Annotated in this window: 24 protein-coding genes; 7 read left to right on the top strand and 17 right to left on the bottom strand. The window is 69.1% G+C overall.

What is annotated here, in order from left to right:
* Positions 1–274: 274 nt before the first annotated feature.
* The 6 genes from H3V04_RS03030 (at position 275) to H3V04_RS03005 (ending at position 5026) form a co-directional block, all read left to right on the top strand.
* Positions 275–646 carry a YraN family protein gene (locus tag H3V04_RS03030; protein WP_096227021.1) on the top strand — a complete coding sequence of 124 codons (372 nt, stop codon included), beginning with the start codon at positions 275–277 and terminating at the stop codon, positions 644–646.
* A gap of 205 nt (positions 647–851) precedes the next feature.
* Positions 852–1616 carry a ParA family protein gene (locus H3V04_RS03025; protein ID WP_198187155.1) on the top strand — a complete coding sequence of 255 codons (765 nt, stop codon included), beginning with the start codon at positions 852–854 and terminating at the stop codon, positions 1614–1616.
* On the top strand, positions 1603–2559 hold the full coding sequence (locus H3V04_RS03020) for a ParB/RepB/Spo0J family partition protein (RefSeq protein ID WP_096227022.1): 957 nt from the start codon (positions 1603–1605) through the stop codon (positions 2557–2559). Before H3V04_RS03025 ends, H3V04_RS03020 begins: the two co-directional genes overlap by 14 nt.
* Positions 2560–2769: 210 nt before the next feature.
* On the top strand, positions 2770–3216 hold the full coding sequence (locus tag H3V04_RS03015) for a CopG family transcriptional regulator (protein ID WP_015540324.1): 447 nt from the start codon (positions 2770–2772) through the stop codon (positions 3214–3216).
* Complete coding sequence (locus H3V04_RS03010) at positions 3204–4475, top strand: relaxase/mobilization nuclease domain-containing protein (protein ID WP_096227023.1); 1272 nt, start codon at positions 3204–3206, stop codon at positions 4473–4475. The genes H3V04_RS03015 and H3V04_RS03010 overlap by 13 nt, the downstream gene beginning before the upstream one ends.
* Positions 4472–5026, top strand: coding sequence for a hypothetical protein (locus tag H3V04_RS03005; protein ID WP_073293304.1), 555 nt, complete (start codon positions 4472–4474; stop codon positions 5024–5026). Before H3V04_RS03010 ends, H3V04_RS03005 begins: the two co-directional genes overlap by 4 nt.
* Positions 5027–5231: 205 nt before the next feature.
* Here H3V04_RS03005 and H3V04_RS03000 read toward each other — a convergent pair whose 3' ends face one another.
* From H3V04_RS03000 to H3V04_RS02920, 17 genes are all read right to left on the bottom strand, one after another.
* Positions 5232–5963, bottom strand: a complete 732-nt coding sequence (locus H3V04_RS03000) for a class B sortase (protein WP_071128194.1) — start codon at positions 5961–5963, stop codon at positions 5232–5234.
* A gap of 72 nt (positions 5964–6035) precedes the next feature.
* On the bottom strand, positions 6036–8765 hold the full coding sequence (locus H3V04_RS02995) for a VaFE repeat-containing surface-anchored protein (RefSeq protein WP_096227024.1): 2730 nt from the start codon (positions 8763–8765) through the stop codon (positions 6036–6038).
* Positions 8766–8777: 12 nt separating this feature from the next.
* Complete coding sequence (locus H3V04_RS02990; RefSeq protein ID WP_073293310.1) at positions 8778–9236, bottom strand: DNA gyrase; 459 nt, start codon at positions 9234–9236, stop codon at positions 8778–8780.
* A 109-nt stretch (positions 9237–9345) separates the two neighbouring features.
* Entirely contained in the window at positions 9346–10347 is a 1002-nt protein-coding gene (locus H3V04_RS02985; protein WP_198187154.1) for a hypothetical protein, read from the bottom strand.
* A gap of 2 nt (positions 10348–10349) precedes the next feature.
* Positions 10350–11048, bottom strand: a complete 699-nt coding sequence (locus H3V04_RS02980) for a hypothetical protein (RefSeq protein WP_198187153.1) — start codon at positions 11046–11048, stop codon at positions 10350–10352.
* Positions 11049–11078: 30 nt separating this feature from the next.
* On the bottom strand, positions 11079–12680 hold the full coding sequence (locus H3V04_RS02975) for an NlpC/P60 family protein (protein ID WP_198187152.1): 1602 nt from the start codon (positions 12678–12680) through the stop codon (positions 11079–11081).
* A 2-nt stretch (positions 12681–12682) separates the two neighbouring features.
* Complete coding sequence (locus tag H3V04_RS02970) at positions 12683–15160, bottom strand: VirB4-like conjugal transfer ATPase, CD1110 family (protein WP_073293312.1); 2478 nt, start codon at positions 15158–15160, stop codon at positions 12683–12685.
* Positions 15129–15554, bottom strand: a complete 426-nt coding sequence (locus tag H3V04_RS02965) for a PrgI family protein (RefSeq protein ID WP_073293314.1) — start codon at positions 15552–15554, stop codon at positions 15129–15131. Before H3V04_RS02965 ends, H3V04_RS02970 begins: the two co-directional genes overlap by 32 nt.
* 12 nt (positions 15555–15566) lie before the next feature.
* Entirely contained in the window at positions 15567–15782 is a 216-nt protein-coding gene (locus H3V04_RS02960; protein WP_006234636.1) for a hypothetical protein, read from the bottom strand.
* Positions 15783–15866: 84 nt separating this feature from the next.
* A complete protein-coding gene (locus H3V04_RS02955) occupies positions 15867–17684 on the bottom strand; it encodes a VirD4-like conjugal transfer protein, CD1115 family (RefSeq protein WP_096227025.1) in 1818 nt (605 codons plus the stop codon).
* Positions 17681–18232, bottom strand: coding sequence for a hypothetical protein (locus tag H3V04_RS02950; RefSeq protein ID WP_051923562.1), 552 nt, complete (start codon positions 18230–18232; stop codon positions 17681–17683). Before H3V04_RS02950 ends, H3V04_RS02955 begins: the two co-directional genes overlap by 4 nt.
* A gap of 56 nt (positions 18233–18288) precedes the next feature.
* Entirely contained in the window at positions 18289–18822 is a 534-nt protein-coding gene (locus tag H3V04_RS02945; protein ID WP_198187151.1) for a peptide ABC transporter substrate-binding protein, read from the bottom strand.
* 201 nt (positions 18823–19023) lie between these two features.
* Complete coding sequence (locus H3V04_RS02940; RefSeq protein WP_033500214.1) at positions 19024–19812, bottom strand: ATP-binding protein; 789 nt, start codon at positions 19810–19812, stop codon at positions 19024–19026.
* A gap of 14 nt (positions 19813–19826) precedes the next feature.
* A complete protein-coding gene (locus H3V04_RS02935; protein ID WP_096227027.1) occupies positions 19827–20342 on the bottom strand; it encodes a hypothetical protein in 516 nt (171 codons plus the stop codon).
* A 5-nt stretch (positions 20343–20347) separates the two neighbouring features.
* Positions 20348–20596: an AlpA family transcriptional regulator gene (locus H3V04_RS02930; RefSeq protein ID WP_096227028.1), complete on the bottom strand. Its 249-nt coding sequence runs from the start codon at positions 20594–20596 to the stop codon at positions 20348–20350.
* 78 nt (positions 20597–20674) lie between these two features.
* Positions 20675–20893, bottom strand: a complete 219-nt coding sequence (locus H3V04_RS02925; protein WP_096227029.1) for a helix-turn-helix domain-containing protein — start codon at positions 20891–20893, stop codon at positions 20675–20677.
* 535 nt (positions 20894–21428) lie between these two features.
* Entirely contained in the window at positions 21429–22595 is a 1167-nt protein-coding gene (locus H3V04_RS02920; protein ID WP_096227030.1) for a WYL domain-containing protein, read from the bottom strand.
* 131 nt (positions 22596–22726) lie between these two features.
* On the opposite strand from H3V04_RS02920, the gene H3V04_RS02915 reads away from it, so the two are divergent.
* Positions 22727–22951, top strand: coding sequence for a hypothetical protein (locus tag H3V04_RS02915; protein ID WP_096227031.1), 225 nt, complete (start codon positions 22727–22729; stop codon positions 22949–22951).
* Positions 22952–23053: the final 102 nt, after the last annotated feature.

The following is a 23053-nucleotide window of genomic DNA, read 5'->3' as shown; positions in this document are numbered from 1 at the left end:
CACGCCTGCGCCCCTTTGATCCGAATACCCGCCCCGGCGCTCCTTGGACGCGCAGGGTCGCACGCCGGCAGGCGGCCAGCAAGGGCCGCGACACTTTTTCGGGTTCTTCGCCCCATGCGCTCCGCGCGCGAACAACGCGAAAAACTGCCGTCGGGAGACTTCTATTTCCATGCCCGACTTCGCTTCCTCCCTTGCAGGCACGCCCGCGCTGCATGCGACTCACGCGGCGCAAGGCACGCCACAGGGGCGGGCCTCAGAGTCTAAGGAGCAAGACATGAACGACATGAAGGAAAAGGCGATGGGCGCGGTCAAGGCCTTCCTCGAGCGCAAGGGCTACGAGATCGTCGACGAGGCCTGGCAGGGACCCGAGGGCATCGGCGGGATCGACCTCGTGGCGGTGGACGAGGACGGGACCCTGGTCTTCGTCGACGCCACGGTCCGGATCGGGACGGACGGCTTCCCCGAGGCCCACAGGGCGCGCGGGCTGCGCGAGGCGCTGGCGGCGAGGTGGCTCGCCGGCAACGGCGACGACTACGCCGACACCCCGGTCCGCTTCGACGAGGTGGCGATGATGGTCGTCAAGGAGAACCGCGCACTCCTTCGCCACCACATCAACTGCTTCGGCGAGATGGAGCCGCTCTCCTAGGCGGCGCGCCCGGCCCCGGGCTCCCGGGGCCGGGCTTTCCCCCGAAACCGGCCCCTGTACCACGAAAACGTACATATACGTACGTTTTCGTGGTACACTCCGCTTGTCGGACAAATCCGTACGGTTTTGTCCCGACGCTCCGAGACTCGGGGCGCGCCGGACCGGATGCGGCGAGGCGCGCCCCACGCTAGAGAGGACGCGACCCATGCGCACGATAGCCATTTCCAACTACAAGGGCGGCGTCGGCAAGACGACGACCGCCGTCAACCTGGCGGCCATCTTCGCCGCCAGGGGCCTTCGGACCCTGCTCGTCGACCTCGACCCGCAGGCGTCTGCCACCGACTTCTTCGGCCTCTACGACCGCGCCGCCTCCGAGCGCCGCACCTCGGTCGAGCTGCTCTACGGCGGCGCGCCCGTGGAAGAGGTCGCTTACGCCGCCGGGGAGGGCCTCGACGTGGTGGCCTCGACCATCGACCTCGTCGACCAGAACGAGATGCTCCTGCGCGAGCAGCGCCTCAAGTTCGCCCTCGACGACGCCTCGGGCTCCTACGACGTCTGCCTCATCGACTGCAGCCCCGTGATGCGCAGGCTCGCCTTCAACGCCTACCTCGCCGCAACGGAGGGCGGCATGGTCGTCATCCCCGTGAAGCTCGACTCCACCGTGATGCGCGGCACGGCGCTCACCGTGGAGGCGACGCGCTCCATCGCGGACGCTCTGCGCATGTCCACGCCCAGATGGAAGATACTGCGCACCTGCGTGCCCGGCCGCATGACCAACGCCGAGGCCACGGGCGCGGCCGTGCTCGACGGGTTCTTCCCGGGCGAGCAGTTCGAGACGGTCATCCACGCGAGCAGCAAGGTCTGCGAGGGCAGCTGGCAATGGAAGCCGGTGGCGGCCTTCGAGCCGGGGAGCCGCCCCGCACGCGACTACGAAGCTCTCGCCGACGAGGTGTCCCGTGAGCTCGCCTAGCCAGGTGGCCGCGGGCTTCACCATCACGGGGCTTCTCGACGGCGCGTCGCGCACCCGCGGGCGCTACCCGGTGTCCGAGATAGCGGTGGCCGACATCGCCGACCACCCGGCGAACGCCGCCTACTCCATGGACCCAACGGGGATAGCCGAGCTCGCCGAGTCCATACGCGAGGACGGCCTCACCGACCTGCCGCTCGTGCGCAAGGTCGGCGACGGCTCGTGGCAGATGGTCTCCGGGCACCGGCGCAAGGCCGCCTACGCGCTGCTCGCCAAGGACGACCCCGCCTACGAGAAGATGCCCTGCCGCGTGATAGAGGGCATCGACGACGAGCGGGCGGTGACGCTGCTCCACGCCGCGAACTACTTCACCCGCGCGCTCACCGTGACCGAGCGCGCCGCAGCGACCGAGGCGCTCAGGGGCGACGCCGTGCGCCTGCGCTCCGAGGACCCGTCGCTTTCCGGCATGCGCGTCGACGACGTGAAGGCCGCCATCATCGAGCGGCAGACGGGCCGCAAGGTCTCCGGCAAGACCATCGCGCGCGAGGAGAGGCTTGCCCGCCGCATCGCCGAGGACCTCTCGCCCGAGTGGGCCGCCGAGGCCGACCGCGGCAACCTCAGCGCCGAGGCGGTGCGCACGCTCGCGGGCATGCCGAAGGAGCGCCAGGCGGAGATGCACGCCGCGATGGAGCCCTGGCGGCGCACCAAGCGCGAGCTCTCCGACTACGTGAGGAGCGAGGGCAAGACGCAGGCAGGCCCCGACGGCCGCATCGCGAAGGCCGCGAGGCTCGTCGCCGACTTCCTGGAGAGCCCGCCCGAGAGCCCGAGCCCGGCCGACCTCTCGCTGCTGCGGGAGATGGCGCTCATGACCGCGCCCTACACGGATGCGGGCACCGATGCCCGAAAGCGCCGCAGAAGGGCCTCAGGCCCGAAATCCAGCAAGTAGCCTATGGCGTCCGACATCGCGTCGGGCGTCCATAGCACTTGGGGACCGGGCGGCCTCGGACCCGTCATGCCGCGGGCCGTTCGGGAGCCCGCTTTCGCGAGGCCCGGTCCCAGAGGCGGCGCCCGAGCCGGGCCGCCGCCTGCGGGGGATCCCCCGCACCCCTAGAGAGACGCGCCCGCCGCGCGGCGGGCCCGAGGAAAGGAATCCGCCATGGAAGAGGAAGCCGGCGCCGCCAAAGGCAAGGAGCGCCGCGTCACGTTCCGCATGGAGGGAGGCGACTACGACGCGCTCTGCGAGCGGTGCGAGCGTGCCGGCCTCAGCAAGTCGGAGTACCTGCGCTACCTCGTTCGCATACCGCTGTCGACGGAGGCCAACGCGGGAGACGAGCACCGCATACTCGTGGACCGCAGAGCCCTGTGGGCGATGTCGCGAGAGCTCACGAAGTGGGGCTACCACTACAACCAGGCCGTGCACGCGATGAACCTCATCAACTTCCACGCCCGCCACGGGCACGTCGACCGCGACCTCGTCGCGGATAGCATCCCGACGATCGAGCGCGAGCTCGCCGACGTGAACGCCGCGGCCCGAGAGATGGCGGCGGAGCTCGGTCGCATCGGCGCCGACTCGCTCGTGGAGGGCTCGCCATGCCGATCCTGAAGCCGATAAGCGGCCACGGCTCGACGGGCGGCATCCGCCGCTACCTCGAGAAGGGAGGCCGCGCCCTGGCGCGCGACCTGTTCAACCTGAGCTACGACGAGCGCGACGCCGGCGCGCTGGGGGAAGACGCCAAGGAGGCCTGCGCCTGGGACGCCGAGATGGACGCCACGCGCGCCGCGTTCGGCACGGACGCACCCTGGAGGGGCAAGCCCGCGCGCACGTTCAAGCACTTCGTGCTCTCGCCGGACCCCGGCGACGACATCGACCTGGCGACGCTGCGCGAGCTCGCGTGCTCGTGGGCGCTCAGGCACTTCGACGACCACGAGATCGCCATCGTCTACCACGACGACAACGCCCGCGGCATACCGCACGCGCACATCGTCGTGAACAACGCCAACCTCCGCACCGGCTACCGCATGCAGACCCAGCACCCCGAGGACCTCAACCGAGACCTGCAGGACATGGCGCGCGAGCGCGGGCTGTCGGGGCTCTCCAACGACCGGGCGCCCGAATCTCCGTCGAAGGCGCGCGGGCGGGCAGGTGCGGGCGGGCCCAGGAGCCGCAGGAGCGTCTACCTGGGCCGGGCCGAGAAGGAGATCATGCGCTCGGGCGGCTACTCGTGGGTCGGCGACATCCGCGCCCGCGTCGCGCTCGCCAAGACCACGGCGCGCGACGAGGCGGAGTTCTTCGGCATCCTCGACGCCCTGGGCGTGCACGTCGCCGACAACTCGGCCAAGGCGCGGCGGGACGACTGGGTGTTCAGCCTGGCGGAGGAACCGTCCAAGAAGGTAACCGGCGAGCGCCTGGGGTTCGTCTACGGCAAGGAGATGCTGCGCCGGCGCTTCGAGCGCGAAGGCGCCTACCGCCCCACGGACGCGAGCGCCGCGCGGATCCGCGAGGCCGCCGAGCGAGCCCTCGAGCTCAACGACCTCTCGGAGCTGAGCAGGCTCTCCTCGGCGCTCGAGACGTGCGCGAAGTTCGACGTCGAGTCCATCGAGGAGTTCGGGCTCAGGATGGCGACGCTCGAGCGGCGCGGCCAGGCGGGCGGCGAGGGATACCGTCGCCTCGAGGCCGCCCGCGCCTACATGGCCGAGAACGGGCTCATGCCGCTCAAGACCCGCTACGGGGACGGTGAAGGGCGCGACGATGCCAGCGGCAATTCGCGCCAGTGCCACCGAGCGGACGAGCAACAGCGCATCCTCGCCGCCGAGCGGCAGCGGGCCCAGCAGGACCAGCGCAGGGAGAGGGGCCGGAGATGATGGTGAGGATAGAGTACGAGGGCGGCAGGACGACGCTGTTCGACACGCTCTCGTTCACGGAGGGGTCGCCGTTCTCCGGCGCGAACATGCTCACGGAGTTCGAGCTCGAGATGCGGGAGGAGCCCGAGAAGGGGCTCTGGCTCACGGCGAACTGGCACCAGGTGCGCGACGACTGGCGCGCCGACGCGCCCGCGGACGGGATACCGGCCGCGCGCAGGTCCCGTGGCTGGCGCTTCATGCTGGCCTCGGAGGCCGAGCTGGGGCGAGCCCGCCGCGTCCTGCTCGACGGCGACGAGGCGTTCGCCCGGGTGCGGGGCTTCCTGTGCGACGCGGCCGCGATCGGCGCCTGCTACCGCGAGCACGTGGGCCCTCCCTCAAAACCGCTGAAATCGCAGATAAGGGACCTGCAGCGCGCTCTGGGGAGGGCAGAGGTCCCGGGCGTGCCCGACGAGCTGGCGAGGCTGCTCGCGCAAGAGAAGGAGGAGGGCGCCGACGAGGGCGCCCGCAAGGTCAAGGAAGATTGGGGTGACGTCGATGAAGAGGCTTGGTAGGTTCCTCATGGCGGCGCTTAAGGTCACGCTGGGCTTTTTCGTCTGGCTGTTCCGTGCCGTGTTCAAGTGGGTGATGTGAGAAGAGGCGGGCAATTGCCCGCCTCTTTCCGTTGTGCGATTTCGATTTCCCACGGCTAGTCCCGGTCGTCGTCGCCGGCTGCGCAGCAGGCGTAGGCCGTGAGCGTGAGGAGCCCCATGAGGAGCCCTATTCCGAAGGGCGCGAATCCCATCCTTCCACCTCCTTCGCGTAGACGACGGTGCGCGAGTTGCTCGTCTGGTAGCTGCACGTCACGAAGGCCCAGGCCTGCGCGATGTCCGCCGGCTCTTCCAGGACGACCTCGCACCGGGACAATTTGTCCCCGAGGTAGGCGGCGAGCTCCGCCGCGTCGGCGAAGTCGGTCCGCTTGCCCTCCGAGCTCGCGTCGACCACGTCGGCCGCGAAGACCTTGAGCTCGATCGCCTTCTCGCGGGTGTAGATCCGGATGGTGCGGTGCCCCTCGGCGAAGTCGCGCGACGAGTACTGCGCGAGCGGCGCGAACATGGTGCCGTCGGACATGTGGTGCCCGTAGACGATGACGAGCGGGCTCTCGGCACCCTGCGCGCACCCGGCATCTATGTAGGGAGCGCCCCACGCGGATCTTTCGCCGCCGGCGTCGTGCGTGAGGTAGAAGTCGGGCGATTCGGGCCGGCCCTGGACGATCGGGTAGTCGACGGTCGTGCCCGGCACGCGCACCCAAGCGACGACGGAGGCGGGAAGGGCGTCCCAGTCGATGCCGCCTCCCGTCTCTTGAGCCTCCATTGTCGCGTCCTCTTCCGCAGTAGGCACCTCGTGCACCTCGTAAGGGTTCCTCTCGGACAGCGGCAGGACGGCGAGCGCCCCCATCGCCAGCAACGCCACGGCAATGGCGAGCGCCGTGGCGGCTTTCCCTTTGTTCATGTCCTCCCCCGTTCGCAGGGGAGGCCCCGGGCGAGCGCCCAGGGCCTCCGGTTCGGTATCGATGCGGCGCCGCTACTCTTCCGGCTCTTCGTCTGCCGCGTCCTTGCTTGCGCCGGCCGTCTTGCGCTTGCGGTACGCGAGCGCCCCGCCCGCACCCGCCGCAGCTGCCAGAGCGATGCCCGCGGCCACGGCGTAGCCGGTGCCGTCGGGGGCGTCGGCCCCGGTCTTGGCGTAGGGCTCCTCGGGGACCTCGGGCGTGCCGGGGTTGTCCACGACGACGCTCTGCTCGGCGGAGTCGATGTCCTCGTGGGCCGCCACGACGTTGCCGGCGGAGTCCAGGACCTTCTCGAAGACGACGAGCTCGTCTCCCTCGGCCAGGCCCTCGGTGTCGAACTCGAAGGTCACCTCGACGGTGCCGGAGGGTGCCTCGGGCTCGAAGGGCGTGCGCGCGGTCACCTCGTTGCCGTCCTTGTCGAGGAACGGCTCTCCGGTGCCCTTGTCCATGAGCGTGCCCACGGCGATGTAGGTCTCGCCGGGGACGAGGCCCTTGTAGGCCACCGTGTCGATGACCTTGGCCTTGCCGGCCTCGATGACCTGGTCGCCGTCGGCGGCGTCGGCCGCCTGCGTGCCCACCTCGACGGCGACGTGGACTGTCTGGCCCTCGTCGGAGAGGTCCGCGTGCGACGCCACCTCGGCCTCGTCCTTGCGTAGGCTCTCGAACGCGACCAGGTCGCGGCCGCCGAGCAGGCTCGCGTCGAAGGCGATCTCGACGTCCTGGCTGCCGGTCGAGAGCGCGGGGGCGAACTCGGCCTTGGCCTCCACGGGCACGCCCGAGGCGTCGGCCACGGGCTCGCCGGTCGCCTTGTCGACGAGGGTGGCCGAGAGCTCGTACTCCTCGCCGGCCTTCAGGCCCTCGTAGGCGACGGTGTCGACGACCTTGGCCTCGGCGTCGGCCGAGACGTCCTTGTCGCCGTCCGCCCCGTCCTTTGCCGTGGTGGAGATGCGCGGGCCCTCCTGGTCGTCGAGGCCCATCCACACGGCCTTCGCGACCGTCGAGTCGCGATCGACCCAGAAGCTCCTCGTGATGAGCTCGAGGCCCTCGTTGGCATCGCAGCGCAGCTCGGTCATGGTGTAGGCGCCGTACGGCAGGGCCGCCAGCGAGTCGTCGACCGGCGCCGAGGAGCCGTCCTCGCCGAGCGAGAACCAGATGCCGGCCTTCGGGTCCATTTCGGCGGGCTCGATCGGACCCTCATGGCCGAGCAGGGCGTCGTTGGCGTTGGTGTCCCTCGAGTGCCTGTTCCAGCTGCTCGCGGTCGACGCGTCGCCGTTGCGGTCCGTGACCAGCACGTGAGTCTCGCCGGTGGCCGCGTTCTCGATGGCGAACGGGACCATGAGGCCGGCGTTGTCGGACTCGCTCTTCTTGGAGAGCTCGAGGTCGTTGCGCACCACCTGGTCGCGGAACTCGAGCGCGGCGCCGTCCGCGGAGGCGCTCACGATCTCGCCGCCGGTGCGGACCTCGAAGGTGCGGGGCTCGCCGTCGGTCAGCAGGTAGCTCCCGTTCGTCGCCGTCTCCCGCACGTCGTAGGTCCCGTACGGCAGTGCGTCGGCCGCGGTCTGCGCGGTGTAGGCGCCGGCCTCGTCGTTCCATGCGGTGGTCAGCGTGGCCACGGCTTCGCCCGGCTCGCGCCATTCGCCGTCAACGAGGACCTTGTGCGCCGAGCGGTTCGTGACGGTGAACTCGATCCCGTCGAGGCCGGGGTGCTCGCCAGGCGCCTCCTTGTGGCCGCTGCCCGCGAGCGCCTCGGACGCCTGCAGCTCCTTGTCGGACTTGGTCACCTGCACGCCGCCGCGGAAGACCTCGTCGGTCACGGGGTCGCCCGTGAGGTCGCGCATCTCGTCGGCCTTCACGGTGAACGTGACGGAGGCGTCGCTGGCGTCGTAGCCCTCGGGCGCGCCGGACTCGACGATGCGGTAATTGCCCGCGGGGAGGGTGTCGGCGCCGGTCGCGGCGACGTGCGACCCGTCCTCGGGCGCGGTCTTTATCGTGGCGCATACCTCGCCGTCGGCGTAGTACTTGCCGCCGACCAGCACGTAGCGGCCGGTCTCGTTAACGACGGAGAAGCTCGCGCCGTCGAGCGAGGCGTCGCCCTGGGGCTCCGCGCCCGCCTCGGAGTCCGTTTTGGCGACCTTGACTCCGCCCGTGGACCAGCTGAAGCTCACGAGCGTCTGAGAGCCGCCGCCGGTCCTGACGCAGAATGCCTCGAACCCGGCGGATACCTTGCCGGCGCCCGCCTTCATCTTGGCGAAGGTCCCGCCGATCAGCTCGGATTTCGCCCAGGAGGCGAACTCGGCGCTCGTGCCGTGCGTGGCAGCCGACTCGGACCCAGAGTAGGCGTAGGCGATGAGCACATGGCTCGCCGCGGCGTACTTCGCGTCGTCCCAGCCGCCGCCGTCGTACCAGCTGCCCGGGAACATCGACGCGTCGAAGCCGGGAGAGCCGAACGAGTACCAGATCGCCGCTGTCACGTCGCCGCTCGGCACGGGGCTCGTCGAGTAGGAGCCCGGCGCGGGCGTCGGGGACGAGGGCTCGGCGCAGTAGGCGATGTTCCCGTCGGCGCTCATCCACGTGGTGGCGAAGCCGCCGTAGGGGATCTTGCCGCCGATGGACACGTCTACCGTGCTCGGCGCGGCGTAGGCGGGCGAGGCCGCCACGGAGGCGAGCAGCGCCCCCGCCGCCAGGATGAGCGCCATGGCGCATCGGAGGAGCTTTTCCTGCAGGGTGCAGTCTTTCGCTGCGTTCATCTTTCCGCCTCCCTATCTCTCGACGCTTCGCTGTGCGCGGGGCGCCTCGTGCTCGGCGGCGCGGCTCGCCTGGCGGGCGTGCTCGGCGCGCTCCGCGAGGTAGCGCGAGCGCCCTGCGTCAACGGCCTCCTTGAGCTGCGCGGGCATGACCTTCACGGTGTCCTTGACCGCGCGGCCGTCCTCGTCGAGCTCGGGCTGGCCGTCCGGGCCCATCACCGTCTTCCTCAGCCACACCTCGCGGTTCGCGAGCAGCGGTATGTCCCGGAAGTCGGCCCCCTTGAAGCGGCTCTCGTTCACGAACATGGGGCTGAACTCGTAGCCTCCCACGTCCACGCCGTCGACGACGGTGCCCTTGGGAAGGGTCGCCGAGTTGAAGGTCCTGGTCTCGCCGGTCGCGCGGTCGGTGTACTCGATGCCCTCGCGCACGAAGCTCTTGTGCAGCGAGAGGTACACGTTCTTCCTCTCTTCCATGTCTTTCCTCCTTTTCGTTTTCAATCGGTCCTTGTCTTCATCCGCCGGGACGCGTGCCCCGGCGCGGTGCCCCTATCTCATGGCGACCGCCCCCTTCCTCGCTTTTCCGCTAGAAGCCGCTCACGATGTCGCGCGCCCAGGAGCCGCTCTTCACGAGGGCCAGGATGAGCAGCACGCACATGGCCAGGTACTGCAGCGCGTAGGTGAGCCCGTTTGCGACCGCGTCGGCCGGGGTGCCCGTCCCGGGGTTCGCCCCGGTGAGCCCGCCGAGCACGAGCGGGAACGATATGAGCAGCACGAGGATGATGACGCCGGCGATGCAGACCGCCCCGAAGCTCTTCAGGTAGCCAAGGCCTATCTGGCGCGTGGCGTCCATGCCGAGGAACGCCAGCGGGATCGGGGCGAACGCGGCCATGATGTAGAGCTGGAGCGCGCGGGCCCAGCAGACCACGAGGGCGACGACGTAGGCCGCCAGCACCACGACCCAGCTGATGAGGCTCACGACGAGCATGGCGATGAGCGACGGGATGTCGTCGTCGGTGGTGACGACGGACACCTCGGGCAGGTCGAGCGCGCCTCCGGCGCCGAAGAGCGCCTCGACTCGGTCGATGGCGAGCCCGCAGACCTCGTAGATCGACGCCATCAGGTCGAAGCTGTTCTGTATGAGGAACAGGAACACGGCGAAGAACACGAGGAGGAAAACGACCTCCTTGACGCCGGGAAGGCTCTGGCTGCCGTCCATGCGCTGGGAGATCTCGACGAGCTTCAGGGTGAAGACCAGGCCGAGCACCCCGCACCCGATCGGCAGGATGGCAACCTGCCATACGCCCCGGGCGACGTCGTGCATGGTCAGGTCGCTCGAGCTCGTGAGCATGTGCGCGAAGTCGGCCGAGAGGATCCCGTTCGCGCCGATCGACCCGAGCACGCCCGTCTGAGCCTTGAACATCCAGTTGCAGCAGTCGCGCAGAAGGCCGCACAGCCAATCGTTGACGTCCCCGGCTATGTCGGCGTATGCCGGCTGCGCGGGGACGAGCAGGAGCGCGCAGAGGGCGAACGCCGCCGCGGCGGAGATGGCGAACGCCCTGCGGCGCTGCGCCTTGAGCGCCCGCACGGCTACATCGCCTCCAGCGAGCCGCCGCGCGAGACCACGGTGACCACCGTCGAGGCGGGGTCGTCGAGCGTGAAGGTCGTCGACGCGACGTTCCCGGCGTAGTCGAGCCACACCTCCTTGTCCCAGGTGGCTCCCGCCGCCTGCGGGGACACCTCCGCCGCCTTCCCGGCGACGGCCTCCTCGATGGCGGCGGCATCCGCGCCCAGCGCCTCGGAGAGGCGGTCGTCGGTGCCGGTCACGGAGAACGCTCCGTCTTGCGCCTTCTGGGGCACGTAGGCCTGCGTCAGGAGGTCGCATGCCAGGGTGCGGGCGTCCCCGTCGCCCGAGACCTGGATGAGCGAGAGCCCTCCCGCCTTGTCGCCGGTTCCCTTGACCTCGATGGGCACGCTGAGCACGCCGCCGGCCTCGGAGGGCTCCTCGGCCGAGAAGAACCAGGCGCGCTCGGTGCCGCCCGCGCTCTCCACCATGGCGCCCTCGACGATCCGCAGCGTGGCTGTCGGGTCGTCGGCGCCCGTCCATGCGGTGTTCCAGAGCGCCTCGGCGCCCGAGGCGGCCTTCCCGGTTGCCGCGTCGGCGCCTGCAGCCGCGGGCTGCTCTTGCTCCTGGGGACTATCCTGCGCGCCTTCCTGCGGGGCGATGGCGCAGCGCGCCGCGCCCGCGCCGAGCGCCACGGTGAGCGCGCCTGCCGCGACGGCGGCCATGACCCTTGACTTTCCCTGCATTGGTTTCTCCTATCTCGCGGTGAGCGCGCAGCTGAAGCTGCCGATGCCGCTCGCTATGCGGCACACGTCGCCCGTTCGCGGCTCGTGTATGTACCTGTCGTCGCCGATGTAGATGGCCACGTGGCCCGAGCGGTAGAGGATGTCGCCGGGCTTCGCCTCCGAGAGCGGTATGCGCCTGAGCTCCTCGTACTGGGAACCCGTGTAGTGGCTTATGCGGATGCCCGCCTGCGCGTAGCAGTACTGCGTGAGCCCGCTGCAGTCGAGCGCCTTGCCGGGGGTCGAGCCTCCCCACACGTAGGGCACGCCGAGCTGGCTGTACGCCGCCTCGACGATCGCGTTCCCGTTCGCGGTCGAGTCCTTCAGGTCCTCGACCGTCATGGAGTCGAGCCGGTAGAGGCCCCATTGCGCCATGATCGACTTCAGGGACTCGACGTAGGACGAGTCGGTCGCCCAGCCGGCGTCCTTGAGCCCCTCGGCCATCCTGTCCGAGTCGTGCCTCTCGATCGCCTCCCGGATGAGGGCGTTGCCCGAGTAGCGCTCCGCCTGCAGGAAGACCCTGCTGCGGAAGCGGATGCACTCGGCGTCGCCGGTGAAGCGGATGAAGCTCGCCGTGATCTGGGTGTGCTCGCCGGGCACGTACTCCTCGCTGGTGGCCCAGTTCGCCTTGCCGGCCACCTCGGGGCAGCCCGCGTAGCCCGACCACCACTTCATGCCGAAGAGGTTGTGGTCGCGCTCTGCGAGCTGGCTCATGCGGTCGCCCTGGCCGGACTCCTGGATGATCTGCGCGATGGTGCAGCCCGCCGGGTGCCCGTACTCCTCCTGGCACTCGAGCGCCGCCTCGACCATCTCGTAGGTGATGTAGGGCGGCAGCCCCTCGAGGCCCTGCTTGGAGGCCGCGTCGTCCCAGAAGCCGAACAGCGCGCTCAGCAGCTGCGCGACGGCGAGCGCGCAGGCGACGAAGGCCACGATGCCGGCCACCGCCCCGAGCAGGGCGGGCGCTGCGCCCGAGACCGCGCCCGCGATCGCGGAGGCGGCGCCCTTCGACCCCGCGGCTCGGGCCGCCTCGCCCGACGCCTGCGCGGCCGCCTGGGCCGCCTGGTGCTTGGCCGGGGCGGTCGCGCCGGCTGCCTCGGGGCCGCGCGCGCCTCCCTTTGGGGCGCCGAGCGCGGTCGCCGCCTTGCGGCTGCCTTGGGCTGCTTTCTTCGCCTTCCTCTGCCGCAGCCTTCCCGCGGCCTTCTTGGCCGCACGCCCCGCGTCGTACATGCCCGAGGCGCCCTCGAGCTCCTCCGAGTCGTCGAGCTGGGAGACGGCCTCCCGGGCGATCGCCAGCTTCGCCGCATCGACGCGCGAGCGCATCGCGGCCGCCGCGCGCCGGTCGCCGGCTGGTTGGGACAATTTGTCCCCGAGCCCGCCTTCCGGCGCGTCGGGCCTGGAAGGGCGCCCCTTCGCCGTTGCGGCGGGGCCTCCCGCCTCGTCGAGCGGGCCGGCACCCTCCGAGACGTTTCCCAGGGCGTCGCGCTCGGTCTCCGCGACGTCGCCCGCGGTGAGCACGTCGCGGCGCTGCGCCCCGACCACCTCGAGCATCCCGCCGCCCTCGCTCGGGCCGGCCATTCCTATTCCTCCGCCTCTCGCGCCGCCCGGCGCATCTCGCGCTCGGCGACCTCTGCGGGCTTGGTGTTCCACAGGTCGTAGAGCGGGCCTTTCGGGAAGTCGTCGGTGATGGGCACGCGGATCCCGGCGCTGATGAGCAGGCCCTCGCCGGGCTTGACGGCGTCGCCGATGTAGCCGCGCTCCGTGGCGGAGAGCTGGAGCATCTCCGCCCATGCGTCGAGGTCGGCGGTGGACTGCTTGTGCAGCAGGAAGAACTCGGAGTTGAGCACCATGTCGCGGGCCTCGGCGTTGGCCAGCATGTGGCTCGTGTTCTGGCTGATGCCGGTGCAGATGAGGCCGAACTTGCGCCCCTCGCGCCACAGGCGGGCGAAGTACTCGACCACCGTCGGGTGCGCGAAGAGGCTCTGCACCTCGTCGATGTAGAGCCAGGTGTAGTTGGGGCGCGGCGGCGTTACCATCACGCGGTTGCGCACCATCTCGAGCGCCGTGATCATGCCGAACACGCGCATGTTCTGGCCGAGGCCGTGCATGTCGATGTTGGTGATGCGGTTGTCGAGCGCCACGTTGCTCTGGCCGTTGAAGAAGGAGAACGCGCCCTTCACGTAGCGCTCGTAGCGCAGCGCGATGTCGGCGGCCTCGGGCTCGGGCTGAGCGAGCAGCGCCGCGTGGAAGTCGCCGAGCGTGGGCAGGCGGCCGTCCCTCGCGCACTCCCGGTACGCCTCGCCGACGCAGCGGGCGATGATCGAGCGGTCGCGCTCCGGCAGGCCCTCGCGGCCCTCGGCCATGAGCGCGCTCGAGAGCGCGAGCACCGCGTCGGTCTTGTACGCGAGCTTGGCGGCGTCGGCGCGGTCCGCGACGTCGGCGGTGTCGAGGGGGTTGAGCACCGCCGAGCATCCCGGGGCGAGCTCGACGTTCGCACCGCCGAGCGCGCCGACGAGGTTGCCGTACTCGCCGGCCGGGTCGAAGATCACGACCTCGTCCTCGGGGTGCGCGAGCACGGTGTTGGTTATCTCGCGCTTCACCGAGAAGCTCTTGCCCGATCCGGGCTTGCCGCACACGAAGCCCATGGGGCTCGCCAGGCGCTTGCGGTCGCACAGCACCAGGTTCCCGCTCTCCCTGGACTGCCCGTAGTAGCCTCCGCCCGCCTCGTCGAGGCTCTGGCTGGCGAAGGGCATCTGCATGGCCACCTGCCCCGTGGTGAGGTAGCGGCTCACGGTGACGTGGTTGTCCCCGAGCGGGAGCACCGAGTTGAGAGCCTGGCGCTGCCGGAAGTGGAGCGGCTCGAGGCCGATCGTGCAGCCCTGCGCGACGCTCGTCACCTGCTGGACGCGGCGGTCGAGCTCCTCGAGGCTGTCGGCCCAGGTGTAGACGAGGCCCGTGTAGACGAACAGGCGCTCGGACTTGTTGCGCAGGAAGTCGAGCAGCTCCTCGGCCTCCTCCTTCGAGAAGCGCAGCTCGGGCGGCAGGATCTGGTAGTCGTAGCCCTTCTTCACGGCGCTCATCTGCTCGTCGATGATCTCCTTGTCCATCCAGTCGATCTGGCGCTTCACGAGCGCGAGCGCCTCGCTCTGCGCGATGGGCTGCACGTGCAGCGTCACGTTGAGCGGCAGCGGCAGGTCGATGATGGAGGCGAGGTAGGTCTCCTCGATGACTGACCCGAAGCTGCGCACCGCGAGCACCGCGCCGTAGCGCCCGTCGCTGCGGAAGCAGTCGGACCTGCCCTCGGGCTTGAAGTCGAGCGTGGAGGGCATGACGAAGTCCTTCGTGCGCGCTCCCGACGTCGGGGACAATTTGTCCCAGGAGAACTCGAAGCGCGACCCCGGGCGCAGCTGCCCCTGCAAAAGCTCGAGCCTCTCGACGCCGTCGAGGGCGCGCGACGAGCAGCGTATGCGCGCGAGCGTCTGCTCCACGTCGCCCCGGATGCGCGCGAGCTTGGGCACCGCGGCGTCGACGTCGTCGGCGCCCACGGCGTAGGTCAGGTAGCGGTGGCGCACGAGGTTCGAGACGCCCTCGCGCATCTTGTCGTTGAGGATCCGGTTGTACTCTTCGGCGAGCCCGGCGGTGGCGCGCTCCCCGGGCTCGAAGAAGACCTTGCGGCCGACCTCGTCGGCGGGGATGGGCGCGTTCACTACCTGGAGCTGCACGTGGGAGTCCGCCGGGAAGTAGTTGAACAGCGAGCTCATCACGGTGAAGGCCGTCTCGCGCGCCTCCTTGCGCGCGGACTGGTAGCTGATGTCGGAGAACTCGACCGTCTGGCTGAACACCCCGGGCATCACCTGGGCGATGCCGTCCCTGTACATGGCGTCGTAGCCGACGTAGGCGGCCATCTCGCGCGAGCGGTCGCGCTCCCGGCGGCGCCTCTGCCGCTCGGCCTCCGCGCCCTTCGAGGCGTCCTTGCGCCCGCCCGTGCCGCCGAGGAGCAGCCCGAGGGTGCTCGGGCGCTTCGGCCTATTCTCCTTGTTGCTTCTTGCTCGGCTCATAGAGCTCGGCTCCTTTCTTCCTTGCCCTGCGCCTCGCGCGACGTCCCGGGCGGCCCGGGCGCGGCGAGCCCTCGGGGAGGCTCCCGGCGAGGCAGGGCTCGTACGCGAGCAGCTGCGGGGAGAGCTCGTGTGCCGCCAAAAGCGGCAGCAGCTCCTCGGCGCGCATGCCGAAGGGCCGCCAGAACCCGGCGAGCCAGAACGGCATGCTGCAGAGCATGATCGGGAAGGCCGCGTCCGCGACGTCGGCGTGCAGGCCCAGGTGGACGAAGGCCGCCGCCCCGACCGCGCTGCCGAAGCCGAGCGACACGCATGCGAGCGTGCGCAGGCTCATCTTCCCGACGATCTTCTCCTCGTACTCCCCGATGTCCTTCTGCACCGGTATCCGGAGCGCCATCCGCGACGCCCCCTATGCCGGCAGCCAGGACGTGTCCAGCTGCCCGAAGTAGACCGACGCGGCGATGATGATCGCGCCGCCGGCGATGGTGGAAATGGCGGTCGCGATCTGCGGGCCGCCCTGCTGCTCCCTGATGGCCAGGCCGAGCGAGACCGCTCCCCACACGACCAGGAAGCCGCCGAGGAAGGTCACGCAGCCCGACACGAGCTTGATGACGTTTGCGAGCATGCTGCTCTCCTTTGCTTTCGGTTGACGATGTTCCTTGCTGCTCCTCCCCCGCGGCGGGGGAGGCCCGCGCCCTCCGCGGCCCCGTCACGAGGCGCCGTCCTTCCGCCTGCGGTACTCCGCGAAGTCGAACGGGCCGCGGCGCGTGGCCTCCTCGAGCAGGCGCGAGCGCGGGTGGCGCTCGAGCCGGTACTTCCGGTCCATGAGCGGCATGCACCCGTTCACGAGCACGAGCGCGTCCTCGCGCGGCATGCGCGCCACCTCGGCGGGCTGTATGAGGTCGCGCTCGGAGATGCCGCGGTTCACGGTCCGGGTCCAGCCGGCGCCCCGCGAGTCGCTCTGCGTCTCGCTCGCCACCGTCTGCTTGCCGGCCATCTTGCTGATCTCCTCGTTGGTCTCGTTCGCCTTGCCGCCCAGGTAGAGCAGCGTGTCGCAGGCGTTCACGATGGTCTCGGCGTTGTTGTCGCCGTAGGTCTCCTTCAGCTGCGAGAGCGACTGGGCGATCATCGAGACGGCGATGTTCCTGCTGCGGGTGACGGCGATGGTCCGCTCGAAGTCGGGTATGCGCCCGATGTTGGCGAACTCGTCGAAGACGAAGTGCACCGTCGTGGGCAGCGAGCCGCCGTGCGCCTCGAGCGCCTCGGCGCAAAGCGCGCTCACGGCCGTATCCATGAGCAGGGCGAACAGGAAGTCGAAGGTCGAGTCGGTGTCGCTCATAGACGCGAAGAGCGCGACCTTGGCGCCCTCGTCGCCCATGTGGGCGAGGTCGAGCTCGTCTTTGGAGGTGAGGTCGCGCACGGCGCGGATGGAAAGCGGCTTCAGGCGGACGTTGCAGCTCGAGAGCATCGACTTCATGGTGTCGCCGGCGGCCACGCGGAACTCGCGGTAGCTCGCGAGCGCGAAGTCGTCGGGCGGCGCGGGCTCGCGGACCTTGACCCACTCCCACGCGCCGTCCTCCTCGGAAAAGCCGCGCAGCGATCCGCCCTCCGCCGAGGCGCCGCCGCGCCTGACGTAGCGCTCGCCGGTCTCCAGCTCGCGGAACACCATGTCGAGCGGGCTCATGTAGCCCGGGTCGTCGCGGGCGTCGGCGAGCGAGAGCAGCGTGAGCAGCCCGTCGAGGTTTCGGTCGGCGGGCTCGCAGTGCATGACGAGGTAGGCCGTGAGCGCGGTGTAGACCAGGCGCTCGGCCTTCTCCCAGTAGGGGTCGCCCTTGTGGTCGGCGTCGCCCTCGGTGTTGGCGACGATGCCGCGGGCGAAGCGGATGACGCCCGCCTCGTCGCGTATGTAGGCTATGGGGTTGAAGCGCATGGAGCGCGTGAAGTCGATGGTGTCGAACGCGCGGATCTCGTAGCCGAGCTCCGCCAGCGCGCTGCCCATCTCGCGGATGAGCGTGCCCTTCGGGTCGGTCACGAAGAAGCTGGCGTTGGCCTGCAGGAGGTTCGGCTTGACGTAGTAGCGCGTCTTGCCGGTGCCGGGTCCTCCCACCACGAGCACGTTGTCGTTGGTGTCGGTGGAGAGGTCGAACCTGCGGCTCACGAGGCGGATGCGCGCGTTGTCGGTGAGGATGATGTTGTTGTCGGGGTCCTTGGGGTCGCCGAAGGGCGCGATGTCCTTGCGCGTGGCCCACCTGGAGCTACCGTGCTCCTCGCCGTCGCGCCGGGCCCCCTTGGTCCCCAGTGAGCGGGCCCAGGCGAGGAGCGCGCCGCACGCGCAGGCGGTCCCGGCGCACAGGGGAACCGCCTCCGCGGAGAAGACGCGCCCCGCGCGGAGCGCCGCGGGGATCGCCGCCATGGCGGCCTCCGGGTCGAGGATCGGGCTCGTGCCCGACGCCGCGATTGCCGCGGCCGCGAAGTCTCCCGCGGCGAACGCCGCCGCGGCCAGCGCGGCCGCCGCCTGCCACCTCATCTCTCGGGCCCCTCGATCTGGCGCGGGCCGCGGTCCCGGCCGATGCCCTGGCTGTGGGCCCTCGACGCCTCGCGCGCCCGCTCGGCGCGCTCCGCCAGCCGCTCGGGCGCCTGGCGCCTCTCGGCGATCTCGGAGAGCCGCTCCCTTGCGCGATCGGCGGCCTTTCCCGTCTCTTGCTCCAGCTGGCGGAAGGCCTCGTCGACCTCGGGGGCGTCCTCCACCTTGAAGAGCAGCCAGTCGCGGCCCTCGCCGGGGATGATGTGGTGCTCGACCGACGCGGCGCGCAGCTTGTCGGAGACGACCTCCTTGATCGTCGCGTACTCGGGAAGCCCAGAGAGCTCCTCGAGGCTGAGCTTCGCGTAGGCCGGCACGCCGTCGGCCGCGATGGGCTCGGCGCGCCCGCCGGCGATGGTCCCGCGGATTCCCGCGAGGCGCTCGGAGAGCTCCCTCGCGCTGCGCGCCATTGCCTCGGCGCCGGCCTCCTGGCCGATCCTCAGCATCCAGTCGAGCAGCTTGCCGCCCGCCTCGTCCCCGTAGTCGCTCGCCATCCCGCGCCTCCCTTCCAGTCGAGATGAAAAAGGGCGCCTTCGCGCCCCGGTCGTCCCTATTCGACCCCGACGGCCCTCTCGCGCGCCATTGGGGCGCGGGCTTCCTGCCCGGCGTGCGCGCGGCTCGCCTCGCGGGCGGACGCGGCGCGCTGCGCCAGCGGCTCGGGAGCCTTCTCGTGCAGATGGGCCCACTCGCCGCTGCGGCACTGCTCCGGCGTCGCCTCGCACATGTCGCGCATGGCGCGCTCGAACCGCTCGGGCTCCTGGGCGATGGCGCCGAAGCTCCAGCTCTCGAAGCCGGTCCACGCGTCGCCGTCGCGCTTGAGCGTCCACCACTCGTCGCCGCCGTTCACCTGCTGGATGAACGCGAGGTCGCGGTAGCAGAACCCCTGGCGTATGGCCCAGTTGCCCGAGCCGAGCGCCTCGCGGAGCCTGTCGACGCTGTCCGTGCGGGAGAACTCGTAGGGGTACTCCTCGAGGAACGGGTCGTCCTGCCAGTCGAAGCCGCCGACCTTGAGCCAGCCGTTCTCCTGGCACTTCTCCACGAGCCCGTCGTGCTCGCGGCCGGTTATCCTCTCGAAGCCGTCCATGGGCCCTCCGCCTTTCGTTTGTTGCTTGGCGGGCGGCGTCCTCGCGATGGGGGCACGGTGCGAGTCGGAGCAGGCGTGCGTGCCGGCGCGTCGGCGCCGCCCAAGACGTGTATAGCGATTTCGATTGCGGCGGGCATCGGGGCCGCCTGCGATGGGTCGAGCTGGGTCGAGCCGTCCGCGCCTCCACGGGAAGCGCACAAGCTAGCCGAGGCGGCGCCTGTCCCTTCCGCCCAGGTAGACGGTCCTGCAGGTCTGGGAGATCCTGCTCGCGATCGCCTCTGCCGTGACGCGCTCGCCGCGCCTTGCGAGCCTGTCCGCCAGCGCGCCCGGCGCGTAGTTCGACGTGACGATGGTCGGGCGCATGTCCTCGTAGCGCGCATCGAGCACGCTGAACACGGTGCCGACGGACCATTCCGTCGCGTCCTCCTTGCCGAGGTCGTCGAGCACGAGGACGTCGCACTTGGCGTACCGCGCGACGGCGGCCTCGGTGCCGCCCTCGTCGAACGTGGCCTTCACGCGCTCGAGCATGCCCTTGGCCGTCGTGAAGGCGACGTCGTAGCCGGCCTCGGCGAACAGCCTGGCCATGGCGGAGGCGGCGTGCGTCTTGCCGGCGCCGACGCCCCCGTGTATGTAGAGCCCGGCGCCCCCGTTGCCCGCGAACGAGGCGATGTACTCGGCGAACTCGGGGCGGTCGGCCTCGGCGGCCCAGTAGCGCCTGGGGATGCCCGCGCGCGAGAGCGCCTTCTCCCGGCGGGCGGCCTCCTCCTTGGCGGCGAGGGCCGCGCGCCTTCGCGCCTCGGACTCCCGCTCGCTGGCTGCGCCCTCGCACGGGCAGGGGGCGGCGGAGACCCAGGCGACCCTGCCCGCCAGCGCCGCGCCGAGCGGATCGAGGGCGGCGCCGCAGTGCGGGCACGCCCTCGGCTCCGGCTCGTCGAAGGAGAGCCCGGCCGCACGGGCCTGCTCCAGGGTGATGAGTCCCGCTCGGTCCATCGGGCGCCCCTTCCTTATCTTCTGAAGTCCTTGTTGTCCCTTTTGCTTATTGGGTGGCATATCGTCAGGGGTTTCCCTGTCATCTCGTCAGGGGTTCGGGCTGCGAACCCTGACGGTTCGTCACCCTTGTTCTCGGCGAACCCTGTCATTTCGTCACCCTTTCGCGCCGGGAACCCTGACGAATCGTCAGGGGTTGCCAGCGCTCCGGGCGGCAGCCTCTCGCGCACGATGCGGTACCGCTTGGTGGCGTGCCCGCGCGCCGGGGCGTGCACGCCGCATTCCTCGATGAGGCCCCGGTCGAGCAGGTCGCGGATGGCGCGGTGGACGCTGCGCTCCTGCACGTTGAGGAATCGTGCCAGGCCACCCTTGCTCTCGAAGTAGCCGCACCCGGCGTCGCAGAAGCCGAAGATGCGCGCGTAGACGAGCAGGGGAAGGCCGGAGAGGCCCAGGTCCGCCATCATGAAGTGCCGTACCGCCGTGAACTCGCGCGGGGAGGGGCCGTCGCGTCCCCTCGGGCCTGCGGCTGCCATCGGCGCTAATCCCTTCTGGGCGAGCCGACGATGCTGTTCCGCTCGACCCATGCGACGAGCTCGTCGTGCAGAACGATGCCGTCGCGCGTCTTGCCGCCGATGTAGCGGATCGGGAACGGGTCGTCGGGGTCCTTGGCGAGCCGGTACATTGCGTCGCGGCTGATGCGCAGCATCGCGCACGCCTCGTCGGCGCCGAATATCGCGTTGGTCGATGCGATGAGCCTCACCTGGCTCCTGCTAATGCTCTTGGTCATGGTCGTCCTCGAGCTCCTTTCGTCTCGAGGCTCCCTCGCGTGCCCGGCCGCGGGCGGCTCCCGGGGCGGTCGCCGCCGTCATTTCCTGCCGCTCCTCGACTCGATGTAGGCGTCCACTGACGCCCTCGACACCAGGAGCTTCCTTCCGAGCCTGTACGAGTCGATCTCTCCCGACCAGATGAGGTCGTACGCCTTGTTTCGGCTCGCCCTCATGTACTCCTGCATCTCGATCACCGTCATCCATTCGTCCCGATCTCGGCTTCCCTCGGGCGCGGCGCATTCGGCTGTGCGTGCCATGGTTCCTCCAATCTTCCCGTGCGGCACCGCGCGAGGACACCGCACGACACCGTGTGCCTTTTCGTCTGCACGACGATTGAACCGCCTGATGGCGATTGGTGAGCACGGCAGGAGCGGAAACGGGTCGAAGTGGGTCGAGCTGGTCGTGCCTTCACGAAACGGCCATGAGCCGCGTGCCTTAGCTCGCGGCTAAGTCCCTGAAAAGTAAAAGGCACCCATGCGGGCGCCTGCCTAGTAGCTGGAGTTGTTCGGTTGTGGTCGGAATGCTCGTCTTCCGCGGTGCTGTCGTCCGGGGTCCGGCATCTGTCGTTCGCCTCTTCTGTCGTGTTTGATGTTGCGTGTTCTGCGAGCGACCTTGTGCAGGTTCTTCAACCCGTTGCCCCAGGTGCACCCGGATAAATGGTACCCATCCGTTGGGACACGACCTGCTGTGGTTGTCATTTCGGACGAATGGGAGCAGACGAACGGCGCGAGGATGCGAGCCGAATTCGAGTTAGTCAATATTGGCTTTTGAATCGGACCGATTGGGATTGCCTCATTGCCGGCAGCTCTTCGAGTCCAATCGTGAAATAGCTGCATCCAGTGCGGCTTTGTAGCCCTCTGATGCTGCTTCGTAATCTTGGATATAGGATTCTAGGTCGGAGGCGACGGCATTCGGGAAGCTCTCGACCCACCGTTTCCCCTTAGGCTTCGCCAGCCTCACCGCGCCGTCCATCCCGAATAGCCACCTGTAAAAGGTCGGAGACGGCATCACGCTGACGCAGGCGTAGCCGATGACGTTTCTTTCGTCGCTCTCGTCGATGTGACAGAATTTGAGGTCGTGGCCGAACCTTTCGTAAACGTACTTGGCATGAGTGCCGGATACTTCCAGGAACAGCTTTCTGGCGGTGCCCGAGCCGAACATGTCGACCCGCTGGCGCGTGTCCGCGACCACGCGCGTCCTCAGCGCCTCTACCTTATCCCGATCCGACACCGGTTTTCCTGTGATAACTAGGTCTGTGATGTCGTCTAGTCGATGGAAGTGGGGGATGGGAAAGCCGCTTTCATCGAGATGCATACTCTCGAGATAGTAACGGCCGAAGCTGAACACGATCGCAACCGGGTCCTCCTCATAGAACCCGACTTTTACGGTGGGTCCGCTCATCAGGTGAACCTGCTTCTTGAAGGCGACCTTTTCGTTCATCCGGATTGCTCGGGATACGGCATGGAGGACGCCAAAAAACATATCAGTGTCTTTACCGGCTTTGCGGTCGACAAACACGGTTTCTATGCTTTCGTCAACGTCGTAGTCGGAGGAGAAAACGAGCACCTTCGAGGAAATTGCTTCCTTCTGCGCCTCGCCGATGAAGGAGCTTGTCCCCACTACGTCGGAAATCAGGATTGCCTCCTCGGATGACAAGGGCTTGTTTATAGCTCTGAACCCAATGTTCTCACCGTGGCTTGGTATCGCTACGCGGATTCCCATTGGCATGCTTTCGCTTATCTGGTGGAGGTCCTTGAGAATGGCATTCTCCGACGTCGGCCTCTCGGAGCAAATGCCTATGACGCGCGCGATTTCCGATGCGGATATGCCCGTCCTCTCATCGGTGAAGCGGACGAGGAGGTCGAGAACGGACAGGATCCTGCTTCTCGATGTGCCGCTCGCCGCGAATCCGGCTTCCTTTAACTCGGAGATCTCCTCCTCGGTGAATGTCCTAGACATTGCAGGTCCTCCATAAACAGCTTTATTGCCTATGAAATTGTAGGCAATCCAAACCAGTCAGAGGAGACGAAATTCCGATGACGGTTGAAAATAAGGGTCGAAGCAATGGAAGAGAGAGTAGGGAGCCAACTATGAACGACGCCGGACGGGCGGTGAACGCCCCGACGATTTCGTCAGCCGATGCCGTAGCGGAGGCGGCGTGCGATAACGGAAGGAGGATCCTCGGCTTTTCGCCGGAGCAGCTGATCGCCGCTTGCGGTCTGGCCTTGATGGGCATCGCTGTTTTAGTCGGGTCGAACTACAGCCTCTCTATCGCCAAAGGTGATTTCAGGCTTGATCTGCGCCCTGCGTGCTAGGCGATGCGCCCACGCGGAAGCAACAACCGCTGTTGTGGGACGCGGCGTCGTCGACGCGTGACGCGCCCCAAGGAATTAACTCTCGATTCGAATGATAGGAGA

Origin of the sequence: Bifidobacterium sp. M0353, assembly GCF_016100645.1 — a bacterium.
Classification (GTDB): domain Bacteria; phylum Actinomycetota; class Actinomycetes; order Actinomycetales; family Bifidobacteriaceae; genus Bombiscardovia; species Bombiscardovia choladohabitans.
The sequence above is the reverse complement of the archived record's forward strand: the minus strand, read 5'-3'. Positions and strand labels throughout refer to the sequence as shown.